The organism is Burkholderia sp. S-53 (assembly GCF_025560745.1).
In the GTDB taxonomy this organism is placed as follows: domain Bacteria; phylum Pseudomonadota; class Gammaproteobacteria; order Burkholderiales; family Burkholderiaceae; genus Burkholderia; species Burkholderia pyrrocinia.
Genome location: NZ_CP090484.1, coordinates 2,910,201 through 2,927,987, shown reverse-complemented (window position 1 = coordinate 2,927,987; position 17,787 = coordinate 2,910,201). Strand labels below are relative to the sequence as shown.

The 17,787-nt window shown below is 59.4% G+C and carries 13 protein-coding genes; 5 read left to right on the top strand and 8 right to left on the bottom strand.

All coding sequences use genetic code 11. The features are described from left to right. Window positions 1–10 precede the first annotated feature (10 nt). From LXM88_RS35220 to LXM88_RS35210, 3 genes are read left to right on the top strand one after another with little or no spacing between them, the layout of a single operon-like run. Window positions 11–334: a hypothetical protein gene (locus LXM88_RS35220; RefSeq protein WP_262544098.1), complete on the top strand. Its 324-nt coding sequence runs from the start codon at window positions 11–13 to the stop codon at window positions 332–334. Beyond that, complete coding sequence (locus tag LXM88_RS35215) at window positions 331–627, top strand: ferredoxin family protein (RefSeq protein WP_262544097.1); 297 nt, start codon at window positions 331–333, stop codon at window positions 625–627. The genes LXM88_RS35220 and LXM88_RS35215 overlap by 4 nt, the downstream gene beginning before the upstream one ends. A gap of 27 nt (window positions 628–654) precedes the next feature. Then, window positions 655–873 (top strand): hypothetical protein, encoded by a 219-nt coding sequence (locus LXM88_RS35210; protein ID WP_262544096.1) that lies wholly within the window; start codon window positions 655–657, stop codon window positions 871–873. A gap of 319 nt (window positions 874–1,192) precedes the next feature. Here the strand turns inward: LXM88_RS35210 and LXM88_RS35205 are convergent, their stop codons facing one another. From LXM88_RS35205 to LXM88_RS35170, 8 genes are all read right to left on the bottom strand, one after another. Beyond that, on the bottom strand, window positions 1,193–2,434 hold the full coding sequence (locus LXM88_RS35205) for a Wadjet anti-phage system protein JetD domain-containing protein (RefSeq protein ID WP_262544095.1): 1,242 nt from the start codon (window positions 2,432–2,434) through the stop codon (window positions 1,193–1,195). After that, window positions 2,409–5,765, bottom strand: a complete 3,357-nt coding sequence (locus tag LXM88_RS35200) for an ATP-binding protein (RefSeq protein WP_262544094.1) — start codon at window positions 5,763–5,765, stop codon at window positions 2,409–2,411. The genes LXM88_RS35205 and LXM88_RS35200 overlap by 26 nt, the downstream gene beginning before the upstream one ends. Next, window positions 5,762–6,505, bottom strand: coding sequence for a DUF4194 domain-containing protein (locus LXM88_RS35195; RefSeq protein WP_262544093.1), 744 nt, complete (start codon window positions 6,503–6,505; stop codon window positions 5,762–5,764). Before LXM88_RS35195 ends, LXM88_RS35200 begins: the two co-directional genes overlap by 4 nt. Continuing rightward, window positions 6,489–7,952 (bottom strand): DUF3375 domain-containing protein, encoded by a 1,464-nt coding sequence (locus tag LXM88_RS35190; protein ID WP_262544092.1) that lies wholly within the window; start codon window positions 7,950–7,952, stop codon window positions 6,489–6,491. The genes LXM88_RS35195 and LXM88_RS35190 overlap by 17 nt, the downstream gene beginning before the upstream one ends. 139 nt (window positions 7,953–8,091) lie before the next feature. Beyond that, window positions 8,092–8,370, bottom strand: coding sequence for a hypothetical protein (locus tag LXM88_RS35185; RefSeq protein WP_262544091.1), 279 nt, complete (start codon window positions 8,368–8,370; stop codon window positions 8,092–8,094). 73 nt (window positions 8,371–8,443) lie between these two features. After that, window positions 8,444–9,436 carry a helix-turn-helix transcriptional regulator gene (locus LXM88_RS35180; protein WP_262544090.1) on the bottom strand — a complete coding sequence of 331 codons (993 nt, stop codon included), beginning with the start codon at window positions 9,434–9,436 and terminating at the stop codon, window positions 8,444–8,446. Window positions 9,437–9,793: 357 nt separating this feature from the next. Further along, window positions 9,794–10,231 (bottom strand): hypothetical protein, encoded by a 438-nt coding sequence (locus LXM88_RS35175; protein ID WP_262544089.1) that lies wholly within the window; start codon window positions 10,229–10,231, stop codon window positions 9,794–9,796. A gap of 16 nt (window positions 10,232–10,247) precedes the next feature. Further along, window positions 10,248–15,278 (bottom strand): DUF3320 domain-containing protein, encoded by a 5,031-nt coding sequence (locus LXM88_RS35170; protein WP_262544088.1) that lies wholly within the window; start codon window positions 15,276–15,278, stop codon window positions 10,248–10,250. A 188-nt stretch (window positions 15,279–15,466) separates the two neighbouring features. Here LXM88_RS35170 and istA point away from each other — a divergent pair, with 188 nt between their 5' ends. Together istA and istB are read left to right on the top strand one after the other, a co-directional pair. Continuing rightward, window positions 15,467–16,978 (top strand): IS21 family transposase, encoded by a 1,512-nt coding sequence (gene istA, locus LXM88_RS35165; RefSeq protein WP_262531624.1) that lies wholly within the window; start codon window positions 15,467–15,469, stop codon window positions 16,976–16,978. Between the two features lie 4 nt (window positions 16,979–16,982). Further along, on the top strand, window positions 16,983–17,771 hold the full coding sequence (istB, locus tag LXM88_RS35160; protein ID WP_262531593.1) for an IS21-like element helper ATPase IstB: 789 nt from the start codon (window positions 16,983–16,985) through the stop codon (window positions 17,769–17,771). Window positions 17,772–17,787 lie beyond the last annotated feature (16 nt).

Genomic DNA, 17,787 nt, shown 5'->3' with positions numbered 1-17,787 from the left:
GAGAACTGGAATGTCGTTTCGCTGGAAATTATTGAGCAAGGCGTTGCTGCTCGTGCTGATCATCGCGCTGCTGGGCTGGATCGTCATGAGTCTGTGGAACTGGATCCTGCCCGCACTCGTGGTCGGCGCGCATACGATCGACTATCCGCGCGCGATCGGTCTGCTGGTGCTGTGCCGGATCCTGTTCGGCGGATTCCGTGGACACGGCGGCTGGCACAAGCGCAAGCAATGGGAGCAGTGGCAACACTGGCAGCGGATGACGCCACAGGAGCGCGAGCAGCTTCGCAACGCGCCCGCGTCTGCGTCACGCCCGAACGAGGGGACCGGCGCATGAACCCGCGCGCCACTGCAGCCTGCAAACAGCCGCCCGGCGCCATCGTGCCGTCCGTCGACTTCGCCCGTTGCGAAGGCAAGGCGGATTGCGCGGTCGTCTGCCCCGAGAACGTATTCGACATCCGTCGCATCGAGACGGCCGATTACCAGACGCTCCGGCCACTGCAGCGATTCAAGCTGCGCGTGCACGGCATGAAGGTGGCCTATGCGCCGCGCGCGGATGCGTGCCGTGCTTGCGGTCTGTGCGTGTCGGCGTGCCCCGAGCACGCCATTACGCTCGTCAAGTCGCGCTAGACAGTCGTTCCATAGGGAGTCCCGTCAATGACCATGCTGAGCCCGCATGAACTGGCGACGCTGATGCTGATCCACAGCGTGCCCGACCAGATCGACATGACCCGTATCGAGCTCGATACGCTGCTGGATTGCGAACTCATCTCGCTGGAGCCGCTCGCCGGAGAACGCCGGCGACCGATGCTGACACCCGCCGGCGCGCATCTGCTGGAAGCCGCTGCGCGGCTGGACGGCAAGCGGCTGATATAACGAATGCCCCAGGCAATAAAAAACCCGCGACGCCTTGCAGCATCGCGGGTTTCGTGACTTCTGTGGCGTAAAGCATAACTTATGCCGCGGAATAAAGCATAAGCCGTCCGACTTGCTTTGACTTTCTGCGCTACGGCTAACTACCGATAAAGCAAATATCGTCCGAACATAACAAAATAAAGCAAAACGTGTCCGCTTAAAAATTTTCCTTTCTGGCAAGCTAATTTTAGCGGCTGCAGAGCGCTACAGCCTTTGCTTGCTTCGTCTCTCAAGGCACACGAAACGCAGCACAACGGCAGCGTATGTGTCAGGAAAGCATTCAATCTTCCAACTGCCGGCTCACAGCGGTCGATTCATGCAATTCATCAGGCGGCGCATCATCGAAGCCAACGTGCAGAACGCTCGTCAACGTCGCTAACGCCTTCTTCCAGTCCAAGCGCTCTTGCTCTAGTCGCACGCGCTGCCCCCAGGTATTAGCCCGGAGATGGTCATAGACCCACCGCTCATCTGCGGTCAGCGTCAATAGAGGCACGTTCGGGCATTGCGATACCTCTTGGCCCCAGAGGGGTTCGTAGGAAAGCAGCGTTGCCTCGTCCATCAGTACAGAACGCAAATGCGGCACTACACTGCGAGCCCGGTCCAGGATGGCGAACCCGTGAGTGTCAATGTCACCCCAGTAAACCACCACCGCGGCTTGCATCCACGGAAAGGCGCCCAGCGCACCGACTGCATTTCCAAGACGCATAACAACGACCGCATCAGGCACGTCCGGAAGTGCCAGACCTGTCTCAAGGTTCTCAACGATGAATACTGTTCTGGGCGCGATGGGCAATCTGGCAAGCTCGATGGCAGGCGCTTCGACATCGCAAAGGCCACCTACCTGAGCTCGAAGCGATGGGCATAACAGTCGGATGCGAACCCGATGAGCGGGCTTGCGCAGGCCACACAGTGCGTGGATGTCACCATCCTCGCCATCTACTCCTTTTATCGCCCGAAGTAGACCGGCAATCAGACCCGTCCGCTTCTCAAGCCACTTCGTGTCCAGCCCTTCTACTGGAAGCTGGCGCAGATACAGGCCCGACTGCGGATTCGCCTCCAACCATGCCACGAGTGACATCAACCGGTCGAAATCCTCGCCCGTGTAGTCCGCCAAAACGGCGAATTTAGATGCCAGCGCGCTCCCATGTGCCAGCGGTGGCCAGCGATCCAACATCAGCCGAAAGCGTCCTGCGGCTGTAGTCCAACGCCTGGATTGCCCGACAGCAGCAGACACCTGGTTCGCATCAGCGAGGCTCAAGGTGACTGGCAGCATGTGCTTTCCAAGCCGGGCGAACTGGCGCTCTTCGAATACGACTTCCCCTGGCCCTGTCCTGGCCTGCCACGCGCTTGCCCAGCTTCGAACCGCTGTCGGATTCTCGGCGATGTCCTTCTCCGTCGGTGCGCCCAGTGAGACATTCAGCGGCCAGCTCCCACCACCAGCAAGCCAAGTCTGATGCTGGTTGTTGAAGCGGCGCACGAGGAAGTCGCGCGCCGCTTCAGGAGATAGAAGCTTCTTCGGCATTACGCACATCCGGGGTCAGTTTCAGGCGCCGCGTGTCGTCGTCGTACTCGATTGAAATAACGGCGGACTTCTTCCGGTCCTTAATATGTACGAAGCACGCCCCGCCAATGAATGGCTCCAGCGTCATCACTGACTTCAACGGCGTGGCCACAATCATCTGGAACCCAAAGGTCTTGAAGATATTCATCGCCATCGCGGTGAACTCGGCGTCTGCCTTGTCGAACGCTTCATCGAGCACGACGGTGGAGTAGCTAGGGAGTGCCCGGTCCTGGCCGCCAAGCTGGTAACGGAGGGCGCCAGCCAGGCAGGTCGCAGCTAGCTTCTGGCGCTGACCACCCGACTTGCCAGCGCCGCTGCGATAGACCTCCACCTCGATGTCATCCTCGTCCAGCTCGCGGGCGACGAACTCGACGTGCTGCCTGACATCGAGCACCAAGTTGCGCCAGTTCTTGTCCACGGTTTCCTGGCTTGCGAGGCGTTTGACGAGTGCGGCCAGTGCCTTGAAGCGCTCCTCGGCCAGGTCGCGGTCGTTCGAGAACGAATGACTCAGCGACTCCCTCAGGCTCGCACGGAAGAGCCGAACGTCCTCCAGCGATTTATCCGTCGTGTCGATGACAAGGTGGGTACCAGGGTTGAATGGTGCCGTCCGCAAGCTCTCGTTGACGAGCTCCATACGCGCCCGAATGGCCGACCGCTCTTCGTCAAGCTTGGTCACCAACAACGTGAGGTTCTGGTCGCTCTGCTCGCGCAACAGGCTGAAGAATCGGTCCTCATACGCAGGAAGGTTGTCGTCTTCCAGGCGTTTGAGCTTTGCCAGGTAATCCTCGGCGCTGGCAAGCGTGGCATCGAGACCGGCCGCCACCGCCGGCCAGAGCCGGTTGAATTCAGCGAAGCGCTGCACGATAGAGTTCTTCAGTTCGGCCAGACGGGTATCGAGTGCGCGCAGTTCGCCGCTGAGACCTCGATCAACCAGACCGGTCACCTGGTCCACGTTCTCAAGGGTCAATGCCTTGCCCGTGGCAGCATACCGCGCGGAGATTTGGTCGGCAAACGCCGGCGGTCTGTCTGTCGCGTGCCACAAGCGCGTGAGGTCGGTGAGCTTGCTGTTCAGCTGATCGATATCCCTGGCAATGCCCTTGCCCTTTGCATCCTCATCGTTCTTCTTGCCGACAGCTTTGGCGTGAATACCCTCCTGAGCCTTGATCCGGTCGTCCAATATGGCGAGGTTGGGCCGCGCGTCCCGCTCCGCCTTCAGCCGCTCCTTCAGATCGTCGATACGCGTCAGGAGAGAACCAACATCGACATCACTCCAGGTTAGATTCGACAGGTTCTGGCAGTGCAGCAGTTGTTCCCGCTGGAACTCTTCTTCCTCTCCAATCTTGTTTAGCGCTGCTTGCAGTTCAGAGATGCGTCCACCAAGTTCGGATGCCCTTTCCTTATACAGGTTCAGCTTATCCTTGTTGTCGAAACCCAGCACCCATTGGCTACGGTCATTGACCGAGTGACGGTCGTTCTTTTCGTGCCGCATGGCGTTATGCTTCACCTGCCCCTCGCGGGTAACGGCTCGATGCGCATTGCGAAACGCCTGCAAGGTGTCAGCGCACTCGAGGTCGAAGGAGTGTTTCAACTCCTCCCTAACCCAGTCGCCAAAGGTTCCGGACGCCAGATTCAGCTTGCGCACCAACGAGTTGGGGCCCGGCATACGACTGGAGGACTGCTGGATGATCCGGAAGTACACCAGCCGCTCGCCGATGTTGCGCTCGTTCAAGTATGCTGAAACCACTGAATAGTGCTTCTCATCGACCAGGATGGAGCGGGCGAACCCACCCAGCACACGCTCAATGGCGCCACGCCATTCAGCAGCATCCGGCCGCACCTCGACCAGTTCGCCGACGAAGGGAAGCTTCTCCTCCGGTATCGAAAGGTCACAGGCCATGCGCTCCCGCAGGTCCACGAGCCGGGCCGGCAGATTCGATTTTTGTCGCTCGAGTGCCTGGATCTCGGCCACGGCCTTGCTGAACTCCTCGCCAGCCTTTCGATGGTCCGCCTTCAGTTGGTCCTTGCGGTCCTCGACTTCTTTCTTCAAGTCGCGGGCCTTCAACACACGCTGCCTGGCTGCATCCACACGCTGGACGAACCACACGACACTGTCAGGCATCGCCCAGCCCATGACCCTGCAGGTAGCTGCCGCCTGGTCTCGCTTAGCCATCCGCACCGGTTTTTCCGCCTCAGCCGCCTTGATATCGTCTTCAAGCCGAACGAGGACTTCAGCACCCATGTTGAGCTTCTGACGCTGCAGGTCTGTCAACTTGACGAATTCGTCGTCCACAAACTGCGCGAGAAGGAGGCCCTCCTGCCGCGAGCCCTCCTTTTCAACCTCCAACTCTGCAATGCGCTCATCCAGGAGCAGTCTGCGGCGATGCTCGCGGTACTGATCGATGGCAGTCTGGATGGCCTGCAGCCCGTTGCGTTCGTTGTTACCGAGATCAAGCTCCATGTGCTCGTCACGCGCAGGCTCGAGTGTCTGGATTTGCTTGCGGGCAGCCACCACCTCCTGGTGTGCGTCATTGAGTTCACCGAACTCGGTTACGAGACTGGCGGCAATACTGAAGGCCTCGGGCTCATCCAGCATGAAGTCGCGCAGGAATGTATTGAGGTCGCCCAGGTTCTTTGCGGATTGCGTCTTGTGTAGAAGCCGAAGCGCGCGTTCATTGTCGATGCCGAGCAGACGACGGAAACGCTCTTGGTAAGCGCTGAATTCCGGGTGAACCTTTGCATCCGCCAGGTCATGCTTGAAACGGCGAACATCAAACTCGTTCTTCGCGAAGAACTCCAGCTCCTGGATATCGAACTCTCGCTCAAGTGTCAGGAACACCCGCTTCGCGTCTCCGGGCGCAGTGGAATTTCCCTTGACCCACAGAACCTGCGCGAGCACAACGACGCGTCCCTGTTCGTTGCGATAGGTCTCCGCGATGGCAGACCAGGTCGTGCCGCTGCGCAGGTACTGAGAAACGTACTCGCCACCGTCTCCAGTCTGCTGCGCCCAAGCGCCGCGGAGGTACGTCATGACATTGCGGTCGCGGCCGTGCCGCTCAGCTTCCCGTGCCGCAACGTTGAAGTCGACCCACTTCGGTGGAGTCATCAGGGCCGCGTGCGCGTCAAGCACTGTCGATTTTCCGGAGCCAGAAGGGCCTACGAAGAGGTAGCCCTGTGCCGGAATTGGAAAATCGAAGACGTTGCAGAACGTACCCCAGTTGAACGTCTGGATGCGCGTCAGGTGAAACTGATCGCTTGCACCGTCCAGCAACAGTGTTTGTTCTGCAGTGTTCACAGTCCCTCCTCCTCATCCGTGTCGTCGATGGCCACGTCAGCGCCTGCGGAGTCGTCAGGCTCACCGGTTGTCGGCATCGACTGCGCCAGTTGCCCATAGGTTCGCGTGAGCTGCAGGATTTCTTCGGCCGAGAACAGCAGCTTCAGCGTCGGCGAGACCTCATAGCGTTCGTCGGAGCTGCGAATGCGCTGGAGCAGGCTCAGCTTCTTCGCCTTGTCCACGGCGTTGACCACCTGCCGGCCGAACTTCGCGTGGTCAGGGTTGTGGTCGCGCTCGAAAACGCCGAGGTGCTCTTGCATGTCCGCCAGCGACACCACAGCGCGTTCACCTTGAGCGTCAGCCTGCGTGAGTCGCTGACGCAGGAACAGGAGCAACGCGGTCTCGAGGAATGTGAGCGAGGACTTGCGCAGAAGGATGGGAACTTCGAGTTCCTCTGATGTCACCTGCCGGGTGAATGCTACCTGCTGCTCATGGTCGATGACTACCTCAAGAAATAACTCGTGCAGCCGAGACCGAACAATAGCCTCGTCGCGCAGCAATACCGGCCAGAGCTTAGACTGCCGCCTCGCATCGACCGAAGGGCCCAGTAACAACTGCACCATGACCCGACGAGTATCGATCGGCAGCGAACTGGTATCGCCGAGGAAGGTAGCGTCATCCTTGCGCTCCCCAGCAGCAGCCTCGTCATCGCTGACAGCCCTGTTCGCTGCCGCGTCGCCGTCTTCAGTCCACGAGTTCAAGGTAACGCTCCTTCATGAAATAGATGGCGGGTACCCTTGCTCGGCGATGTGCGGCATTCTCACCCTGCCATTCGACGATTTCTGAACCATCCGTGACTTCGCCATGCTTAGCGCCAAGTGCGACGTAGCCGACGACGCTCCCAAGTCCCTGCTCGGCTGGGAACTCCGCCAGCACCTGACCGATGGTGGCTTGAGACTGGTGATCGAGAACCGAAAGCACATGCTGCTTCAATGTGCGGAAGTCGATTTCCGACTGTTGGACAAGCTCATTCACCGTCTCCAGGTCGAGTTCAGAGGGCTCTGCATCCAGCATCGAGGAGTCGATGACTCTTTGTGCGGGGTCGTACAGCAACCACTGGGACACGGAGCGGATGCGGCTGCTCGACTGCGTCAGTTCGAAGCCGATCTGCTCGTTGGGACGAACCCTGTTTTTGGCTGCAAGTGCTGCCTGCGTCGCATCCTTGAGCAATCCATGCAAACGCCGATGCTCCAGGAACTCCCGACTCTGGACGAAGCTTTTCAGACTACGGGCAAAGTGCTGAAGTACGTCATGCACGCTGCGACCTTCGTTCAGAAGCGCTCCTGTCAGGCCAAGCAGGAACTTGCGTTCATGCGACTCTAGCTCGCGCGCAAAAGAGCGGCTTGTCACGTCATCAAGTGACTCGCGCAAGGTCGCAGCCTGCTCGTTGTCCGTTAACAACCCCCAGAAGGCGTTGAACGTGCGCCCGGCATCACTCTCTCCGATGAGGTCGACGCCTGCGAATAGCTGCTCAAGAACATCCCCACGGCTGCCTTCGTTCTCCATGAGGCTCTGTCGCAGTCCTCGGTTAAGCCGCTCGAACTCGTCACGCACACGCCTGAAGTCCGACGCGAGTTCCTGAGCCAACGCGATAACCTCGCGAGCTCGCTCGACGGCACGGTCGTTCGGCAGTGTCTTCACCCCACCTCGCTGGACCTCTGTAATCGCCCGGTCGATTCGATCGCGCTCCGCATGCAATGCGGCCAATCGAGCAGAAGGGCTGCTATTTGTCTCGTCGGCAAGCCGCGATAGCTGATGGATCACGACCGACAGCCGACTCTCGGTGGCGGTAGTTCGAGGCTGGAGTAGCCCCGTGACGAAGCGAAGCGCGGTCAGTGTGTCTGCAGAGAGCTCGTACTCCTCCTCAGGCGCTCCAGCGGGAAATCTGCGGGTGAGCCAACCTTGGTTGAGCCACTCGGCTACATAGGCCTGTGGCGTCTGCGGAAGGTCTTCTCCTGCCGAGCGCAGCGAGTCAATATCTCGGGCCAACCGCTCGTGGAGGACAGAACTCGGGAGCGTCTTCTCGGTCTCCGCAAACAGGGATTGCAGCATGGCAATTGCTGCTGGCGCCTTCGTAGCAGCCAGCAAGCGCCACAACGGCTGCTCGCGCAAATTGCGGAGAGCAGCGGCGGCACGCAACGCCCTCATAGCACCCTCGCTACTGCCTGCCTGCGATTGCCACACATGCTGACTTCCCCGTAAACTTGCGACCTGTCACAAACCGCCCCACAGCGCGCGTTATCGCCAATCGGTGGATTTTTCGCCATCGCTCAACTCTCCAATCCGGTTAAACACCCATGTGGTGTGTCCAGCGCGGAACACCACTTTCCGCGAGAAATTCGACCAGGGAAGGACTTCCATAGAATATGACGCGCCCGCCGGAGGAATACGCCAGCGCAGATTGGTCGATTTTTAATGAATTAGCGCGAGCCTGTGCCGTCAACTGTGACAGGAGGATTGCATTGTCCGAGTCGGAACCTGAACTCGATCGGGCGTCGAAAACAGCAAAATTAATCCATCCGCCGTTCTGTGCGCGCTCACGCAGATGCGCGAAATTGATCCGCATTAATATCTCCCAGCCGGGCCCGTCCCAGCATGGAAAACATGCTACCCAGGGTAGTGGCTCACGGAATGAGCCACTACCTCGCGTCGGCACGGTATTTTTCCGCTGCGACGCACAAAATCGCGAACATTCTGCTCCGAAGTTCAGGCGGCCCGAGCACTTCAACCTGATCGCCGTGGCGAAGCAGGTCCATCAAGAGTTCGTGGTCGCTCGAATATGGCACCTCCAGCAGGTAGCTGCCGTCTTCCAGCCACGTGCTGATCTGGTTCTCGTGCCACACCTCCTGTGACACCCACTGTGCCCGTTGAGCGGAAAATTTCAGCGTTGCCTTGTGCAATGCCTTCCCTGCGAAGATTCCGTACCCCCCCTTGAAGTGTTCCGCCATTGTTGACTCGTCGACCTCGATTGCTACCTTGTCGACGACATACGCAGACTCTATCGACTCCAGCGAAAATGACCTGAGCGCATCGCGTGCGTGGCACCACGCGTCGAGTAACCAGTTTTCCCGGTAGTGCACGAGCTGGATCGGTGAGATCTCACGCTCAGTCGCTTCATGTTTTTCCCGATTCCAGTATCTGATGCATAAGCGCTTGCGGTCGAGAACGGCACTAGCCAGCAACTGGAAATTCCGTGCATCCAATTTCCGGTTCGCGAAATGGATGAGCTTGACACGCCGGTCGATTGATTTGGCCGAGTACGCACCTTGCCCGAGCATCTCGCGAAGACGTACCTTGAGCGGCTCAACATGTTCTTCAAGCAAGCCGGGTTGCACACCCTGCAACAGGTGCAGCATCGTAAGCAGCGCGTGGACCTCGGATGAACTGAACCAGAGACCAGGAAGTTCGAACGGACCGCCGCCCGGTAGCTGGGCATCCTCGATGACATATCCACGTTTGCGCTTATCCCAAATGAGGGGGCACCCGAGCCGATCCCGCAAAACGTCAAAGTCCCTTTTCAGCGTCGCCCGCGACACCTCAAGGTGAACCATGAGCTCTTCAATCGTGACCATGCCACGCTTCCGGATACGTTGCACGATCTTGTGAATTCGTTCGGCGTTCTCTTTTGACACGCGCTCCCCTACACATATTGGCAAACCGAGCCGGACCTGCTGCATCGGAATTCGGTCTTGCCTGCCTTGCCGCCCAACCTCAAATATTGCACTAGGATCCGCTCCGTCTGATCCGTCCCGCTCTGCCAGTCTTCCTAGCAAGTGTGCATACAAGCGATCGACTACGGACATGGTCTGGGCCAGTACTTCGCCACAATCCGCGTGACATCAACTGCACGTTATCACCGGAATCGAGGCGGAATGTCGCGTCTTCGGCATGCGCCGCACCGCGGCTCGCAATGAAAACGCCCTCACACCCTCAGCGCTGTGCGGAATTTGGATACATGGTCGGATTGCCAGCATAAAGCGGACACGCGATCATCCAACCCCGATGAGCCCCGTTTCGATTTCAATCCGGATTCTTGCCGTTTCCGCTCCCGTCGCCTCCGCCGTTCCTGAGCACCGCAACACTGAATAGCCGTACGCCAGAATTTCATCACGCAAGGCTCGAGCGAGAGCTGACGCGTATCGAGTTAATTCTGGCATCACGTCTTTCGAGGGCATGTCGTGCGACATTCGGTTCACGTGCGTCGTAACACAAATTTCGCCCGCAGTGGTACCGCTGGGCGATGCAGGGATACAACGAATCAGATTTTCCGCCGCTTCCATTGCGGTGTTCCATACCTTTTCCTCGAATCCCAATCTCACCGCTTGATTGCTGAACCAGAGAAGACGCATTTCGTTGGCACGTGGCAACCCATCCGACTGGTTGTCGGGAGGCGAAACTTTCGGGAATGGCCAATTCTTCTCGGACAAGGTATGCCTCCATCTTCTATGCTTCGCGCCATGCCAGCTCAAGGCGGCCTCTGCTCGTTGCGCGCAGTCGAAGGAGGCCCAACTCTCGACTCATGGCGTTGAGCCCTGACTCCTCGTCATGCCCTTCGGCTTGCAGTTTCGTCGCAAGCGTTCTCAGCTCTGCGATTGAAACCTCATCTACCGGTCGTGTAGCTCCGGGCAGCGGACTTCTGAACGCTAAAGATGCCTTATCACCGACAGTCTTAGGCCAGATAAACAGGCCAACATCTTCAGTCTCTGCATCGAAGTGCTTCGACGCGAGGTCGATCACGCGACTCAGAATGCGAGAGCCGGTTCGGGACCATCCATGCGCGCGAGCAATACGTCTTGCCAGAACCTCGTCGCGCACGGGTCCCTCGACGTTGACGACTGCTGTAATCATCGCGAGCAGACGCTCGTCGTAAGAGTGAGCGAAGAACAGCTCCGGGTCACGCTCGTGGTCGGAAATCGTCAAGTCAACTTCAACGAATATCGCCTCCTCGCGCTCAATGGATATCGGCGTTGACGCGGCGCGAGCGTACATGACCGGCGCTTCATCTTCGGAGACTGCGGCTTTCGATACCACCTTCGGCACAACATCTTCTACCGCATTTGCGTTGCTGAATCCGCTGCCTGAACCTGATTTTGCGGCGGCCAAGACCTCTTCCGCGATTGCTGCAGCGCTCTGCATCTCCGCTACCTCTGCTTCTCGTCTGACCGCAAGCAAAGCTCGCAGTTGACTATCCACCTTCTCGAGTGTGCCCAGCATGTCAACCCACCAGTCTGTCGACCAGATTCGGACGATTTCCCAACCAAGTCCTCTCAGAACCTGCTCGCGCAGCTTATCGCGGTCACGAGCCGTCGCTGAGCGATGGTAGGTCGCGCCATCACATTCAACGCCTGCCAGATAGCGGCCAGGAGCATCGGGGTCCACCACGCCAAGGTCAATACGAAACGCCGACACGCCCACCTGAGGATGAACCGTCCAGCCCCTCTCCGCCAGTGCCACACACACTGCCTTCTCAAACGGGCTATCGAAGTCGCCAATGCTGCCGACAACGGCTTCACCCAAAGCGCGAGCTCCCCGCTCGGCAAACTCGAGGAAGTGCTTCAGGTCTCGAACACCCAGCGCCTGCGTTCGGGACAGGTCCATTTTCTCTGGCTTGAAGCTGCCAAACACACGCAGTTCCTGGCGGGCACGCGTGATAGCAACATTGAGGCGCCGCTCCCCACCTTGCTGGTTCATCGGACCGAAGTTCATTGGCATCGTGCCATCGATGCCAGGGCCGTAGGTAATCGAGAAGTACATAATGTCCCGCTCGTCACCTTGAACGCTTTCCAAATTCTTGACAAACACCGGCTCAAGCGCTGACTCGGCAAAGTGCGGCTCAATTGACGGGTCCTTGCGACGCTCCTCGTCAAGGAGGTCTTCAATCAGGCGCTGCTGCTCGGTGTTGAACGTGACGACACCGACCGTCATCCTACTGTCGATGAATCCCGGGGATTTCAGTCTGCCAACCAAGTCGACCACAAGCGCCTTCGCCTCTGGTTTGTTGGTACGGGCTCCACCGCGCTCGTACTGGCCTTCAGTCACGAGATTGAAACTGACAGCCCTGTCGTTGGTGACAGGACTCGGGAATGTAACCAGGTCGCCGCTGTAGTACCGGTAGTTCGAGAAGGCAATAAGGCTCTCGTGCCGGCTGCGGTAGTGCCACGACAGTTTCATCGTCGGCAGGTTCGCTCCGATACATTCTTCCAGAATGCTCTCGAGTTCCGCCTCGACATCCGTATCGTCGACATCGGATTCCGCACGGTCGAAGAAGCTGGTCGGCGGGAGCTGCTTCGGGTCACCGACCATGATGACTTGCCGCGCCCGCGCCATCGCACCAATCGCATCCCAGACCGGAATCTGAGAAGCTTCGTCGAAGACCACGACATCAAAGTCAGAGGTCTCAGCCGGTAGATACTGGGCAATCGACAGCGGGCTCATGAGCAGACAAGGAGTCAACCTGAGAATTGCACCAGAAGCCTTCGACATAAGTTCGCGCAACGGAAGATGTCGCGTCTTCTTCTGCATCTCATAACGCAGGAGCCCCCACTCGGAGCCCAGTGCGACCCTCGCCGGCGAAGGAAGACCGGACGAAAGTTGCGCTCTGACCCAGGCCCGAGTCAGAGCGACGAACTGCTCATCAAGCTCGCGAAAATCCTGGATGCGTTTTTCGTGCTCGGCGGACACAAAGTTACGCAGAACCTCGTCGCCATCCACGACAGCATTCAACCACCAGCGGCAGTAGTTGGTCTCAAAGACCGCCTTCACCTGCCCACGCTGAATATTGCCGTCTTCGATACCTGAAACCAATGGGGCCAATCCCAGCGAAAGCGCATGCTGACGGACTTTCCGCCAAGCGCACCAGAGTTTCAGCCGATTAGCATTCTGCACCACCTGCCTAGCGCGTTCCGCTACTTGCCCGGGGAGAAGCGAATGCAGAGTCGCGTGTTCCGAAGATGCCAGCCCGCTGGCAGTAGCAAATTGAGCGACAACTTCATTAAACGACTGCAGCGCTTCGGCATAGGTGCGCCTCGTACCAGCAACGATGCCTGACGGCTCAAGCAGAATATTGCTGTCGCCAAGCAGAAGGGCGACCGGGGCTTTGACCGCTGCAAGCAGTTCAGGTGTATTCGCGAGGTTTGCCAGTGCGGCCGAGAGAGACTCGAAAAACTTGAGGGCCGGCTCAATGCCATCAATCTTGGTTTGTAGACCGCTCCACAGACCGGACGTCTTGCCTGACAGGTCTGCGAACTCCTGAATTCTGGCATGCAACGAAACCAACTCGCGCATGTTTCGTATGTCGGTAGCCGCGGTTGGGCCAGCGCGTCCAGACTCGATTACCGTATATCCGTCATCCACCCAGTGGGTTTCTGCTCGTGCAGCAGAGAGCGCTCCTTGAAAAGGTACATATGCCTTCGCGACTACGACATCAGTTTTGTAACCGGCCCAGACATTGCCCGTCTCGATTTCCAGATGAGCGAGGCTCGCAATAACCTGCTCGATTTTCCGCAGCTCACGCATCCGCTGCAGGTCATCTTGAGCAGCATCGCCGCATTGCCCTCGGCTGACTGGGTCAAGGCCCACGTCATCCCAGTTCGAGCGTTCACGAGCACGCTCGAGGGCCGTCTGGAATGACAGGAGTGCACAAACTACATCAAGGTCTGTTTTGAGCCCCGTCCATACGCTCGAAGTGAGCGAGAACAGGTCACCGTATTCCTTGATTTCGTTATTGAGGGCGTCAATTCGCGTAAGACACTCGATATCACCGTCGATGTTCGGTTCGCCACCGTTTCCGCCTGCCAGCTCCCTGAGCTTCTTCGTCAAGGACCGTTTGCGCATCATGCTCATCGGCCAACCCGAGTCCTTGAGCTCACGCAGGTCAGACTGCAACTCGGCAATTGTCCTTGTCTGGATGCCCTCCTTGTATGGAATCGAAAGCTGGCCGAGAACGTCAAGTCGGGCGCGCAGCAGTTCGATACCTTTGGCGAGGCGAGCGCGCAGTGTTTCGCTCCAAGGCACGGAAAGAGCTGCATGCAATTCCGAATCGCGTTGCAAATGGCTAATGCCTACTCGCAGGTCCTCGAGTGTCTGATTCGAGCAAGGCGTCGACAGCGTGCCGAGCAATTCCCGGTACCGCTGCAACATTGGTGTTGCCTGGCGCAATCCATCCGCAATAGCCTTTGCATCCGGACGTAGCGCAAAACGCCAGTCGTAACCAGACGCGGACGGCAGGACCGCGGCGAGCATCCGCATACCATCGCGTACTCGGGGGTCCAACGGCAGGTCCGGCAGCCCTATAGCCTGGCGCAGGTCAGCCGCTGCTTTCTCGAAGCGCACCGCAACGTCTGGTACCGCGCGGGCAGCGTCGTCCAGCGCAGCCGCCCAGAGAGGCGACCACTCGGTCTGAGCCACATGTGCCAGCGGGGTTGACGTCAACTTCTCTTCACCGAATGCCTTGGCATTGACATCGAGCAGTTCAGCGGTTTCGCGAAGACCCCGCATCGCTTCCATGTCATGCGCCTGGGTAGACGACCACGTCAGCCGGAACGCGGGCAGGTCATGACCGCCGACGACTCGACCGATTGCCTCATAGACGCTCAGGCCATTCGAGTGCCGAAGATGGAGTCGTTCAACATATCCATTCAGCTGGGACCTCAGTCCTTCAAGTCGGACCGCTTCTGCGTGCCATTGCTCAGGCGCGAGGACGGCAGAGGCATCCCATGACGTTTTCAACTGCTCAAGAACATCAGTCTTTCGCGCCTTGCTGGAGTGAAGCTCGAGACAGAAATTTCCAAGGCCGACGTCCGCGAGGCGCCGGTAGACGACATCCAGCGCGGCCATCTTCTCGGAAACGAACAGAACGCGCTTGCGCTCGGCGAGGCACTGCGCAATGAGATTTGCAATCGTCTGGCTCTTTCCGGTGCCCGGTGGTCCAATCAGAACAAAATCCTTGCCCTTGCTGCCTGCGACCACGGCGGAAAGCTGCGACGAGTCTGCTGGTAAAGGGCAGAACGTCTCCTTCACAGGCAGCTCGACGTCCAGCCGCCTGACATCAGGGAACTCCACCGTACTTTGATACGAATCGCGCGGAGTATCGATGAGGTGACGAACTACCGCGTTCTGTTTGAGCTGCTCGGTACGTTCGGTGAGGTCCCGCCACATCAAGTATTTGGCAAACGAGAAAGAGGCCAGAACGACTTCTTCCACGACCTCCCAGCCCTTGATGTCCTTGATGGCATGGGACACCGTTTTCCAGATTCCTGCAACATCGAGGCCTGAATCATCCTTGGGCAGTTCGACATCGTTCACACCGAGTTCGAGCTCGAAGTCCTGACGCAGCATTTCAATGAGCGTCGGATTGAATCGGGCCTCTTCGTCGTAAAGCTTCAGACTGAAACCAGAGCGCGCACTGCGACGCTCGAGAGTGACAGGTACGAGGATGAGAGGTGCACGATATTTCTTGTCTTCTTTGTCTGTCACGGATCGCCGTTATGGAGCCAATCCGTGATCGGCATATAGGCGCCACCTGATGATCGGCGCATAGGCGCCAGTCCAGGATCGGCGTAAAGACGCCAGCAGCGCCGGGGCAAAGGCGCGGTTCGAACTTTCCTAGTCGGTACGCTCTGTTCTTTTTGAACGGAGCGTCCATGGCCAATCGGAGGTTCGAATTGTTTGAGTATCGCCAAGTCCTTGTCCGTATGCGGCAGGGCGACTCCGACCGCGACATCGCGCGCGGCGGACTGATGGGACGCAAGAAGCTCACGAGCGTACGCCGCGAAGCACAGACGCGGGGTTGGCTCGATCCCACGCAACCGTTGCCGGACGATACGGTTATTGCAGGGGTCTTCGGCCGCACGCCGCATCTGCCGAGTACCTGTGTGTCGACTGTGGAGCCGTTTCGCGAGCAGATTCGCAACTGGCTCGCGGCTGGCGTTCAGGGCACCACGATCCACGCCGCACTTCGCCGCAACCACGGCTACACCGGTAGCTACTCGGCAGTTCGCCGTATGGTTGGGCATCTTGCCGCCGAGCGCGGCGTGGCTGCCACGACGATCCTCGAGTTCGCGCCGGCCGACGCGGTGCAGGTCGACTTCGGCGCCGGTCCCGTGCTGAGCGTCGAGAGCATTGAGGTTCGGACGTGGATCTTCGTGATGACGTTGTGCTGGTCGCGTCACCAGTACGCCGAGATCGTGCTGGATCAAACCGTCGAGACGTGGCTGGCTTGCCACCGGCGCGCCTTCGAATGGTTCGGCGGCCGGCCTAGCCGGATCATCATCGACAACGCGAAGTGCGCGATCATCCGAGCCTGCCGGTACGATCCGGCCGTACAACGCTCCTACGCGGCGCTTGCCGAGGCCTACGGCTTCAAGATCGACGCCTGTCCGCCACGCGATCCCCAGAAGAAAGGCGTCGTCGAGTCGGGCGTCAAATACGTCAAGAAGTCCTTCGTGCCGCTGCGCGAGTTCCGGGATCTGGCCGATGCGAATCGGCAGCTTCGCGAGTGGGTCCTGCAGGAAGCCGGCACACGCACGCACGGCACGACCCACGAGCAACCGCTCGCGCGCTTCGCGATCGAGAAGCCGCTGCTCGCGGCGTTGCCGGACGTGGCGCCGGTGATCTCCGTCTGGAAGGAAGTCAGCGTCCACCGCGACGGCCACATCGTCTACCGCAACGCGCTGTACTCGGCACCGTATGCACTGGTCGGCAAGCCCCTCTGGCTGAAGGCGACCGACACGGTCATCCAGTTGTACCACCAGCATCAGCTCGTCGCGACCCACCCGCGGCAACGGGCCGGTGGTCGCCATACGGTCCGGGACCATCAGCCGCCCGAAGCTCAGGCCTGGCTCGAACACGATCCGCAGTGGTGTCTGGCCCGGGCGAAGGAGATCGGGCCGTCGTGCCACGGCGTGATCCTCGCGTTGTTCAACGACACGGTGCTCGTGAACCTGCGCGGCGCGCAGGGCCTCATCCGGCTGCGCGAGCAGGTCGGCGACGCCCGGCTGGAAGCGGCCTGCGAGCGCGCGCTCGCCTTCAGCAGCCCGAAGTATCGCACCGTCAAGGGCATCCTCGACAAGGGCCTGGAAGGCCAGGCCACCACGCGCGCTACCGCGATGCCGGGCGGTACCTACCAGGACGGCGGCCGCTTCGGCCGTGACCTTCAATCCCTGCTGATCCACTGAATCCATGAATCCGAGTCCCGAACTGAATTCCATCCTCAAGCAGCTTCGCCTGTCCGGCATCCTCGACTCGCTCGAACAGCGCAACCGCGAGGCCATCGACGGACAACTTGCCTACACCGAGTTCCTCGCGATGCTGCTGCACGACGAGGTTGCCCGCCGCGAGAACCGCAAGCTCGCCATCCGCCTCTCGCGTGCCGGCTTCGCCATCGGCAAGACGCTCGAGTCCTTCGACTTCGACCTGCTGCCCGCCTTGAACCGCGCCTACGTCTACGATCTCGCGGCCGGCCGCTATCTCGACGAGAAGGTCTCGATCCTGATCGCCGGGCAGACAGGCACGGGCAAGAGCCATCTGGCGCAAGCGCTGGGACATTGCGCGGCCCGACAGGGGCGCGACGTGCTGTTCATCTCGCAGACCGAGCTGTTCAAGCGGCTGAACGCCGCGCGCGCGACCGGTACCTACGAACGCCGGTTCCAGCAGTTCGCCAAGGTACCGCTGCTGATCGTTGACGACTTCGCGCTTAAACCTCTGCATACCCCGCAGGATGAGGACTTCCACGATCTCGTGGATGCCCGCTACGAGCGCGCGGCGACGATCCTCACATCGAATCTGCACTTCGATGAATGGGGCGCCGCGTTCCCCGACAACCGCATCCTCGGCACAGCAACTCTGGATCGGTTACGCCACGGCGCCTACCGGCTCGTGCTTGAAGGCGACAGCCGACGCGCACCGAAACCCATGCCTGATCTGCCCCAAAATACAGTTGCCAAAAACGGTAAAAAACCGCAACCTTGAAACCGTTCGAACCCGC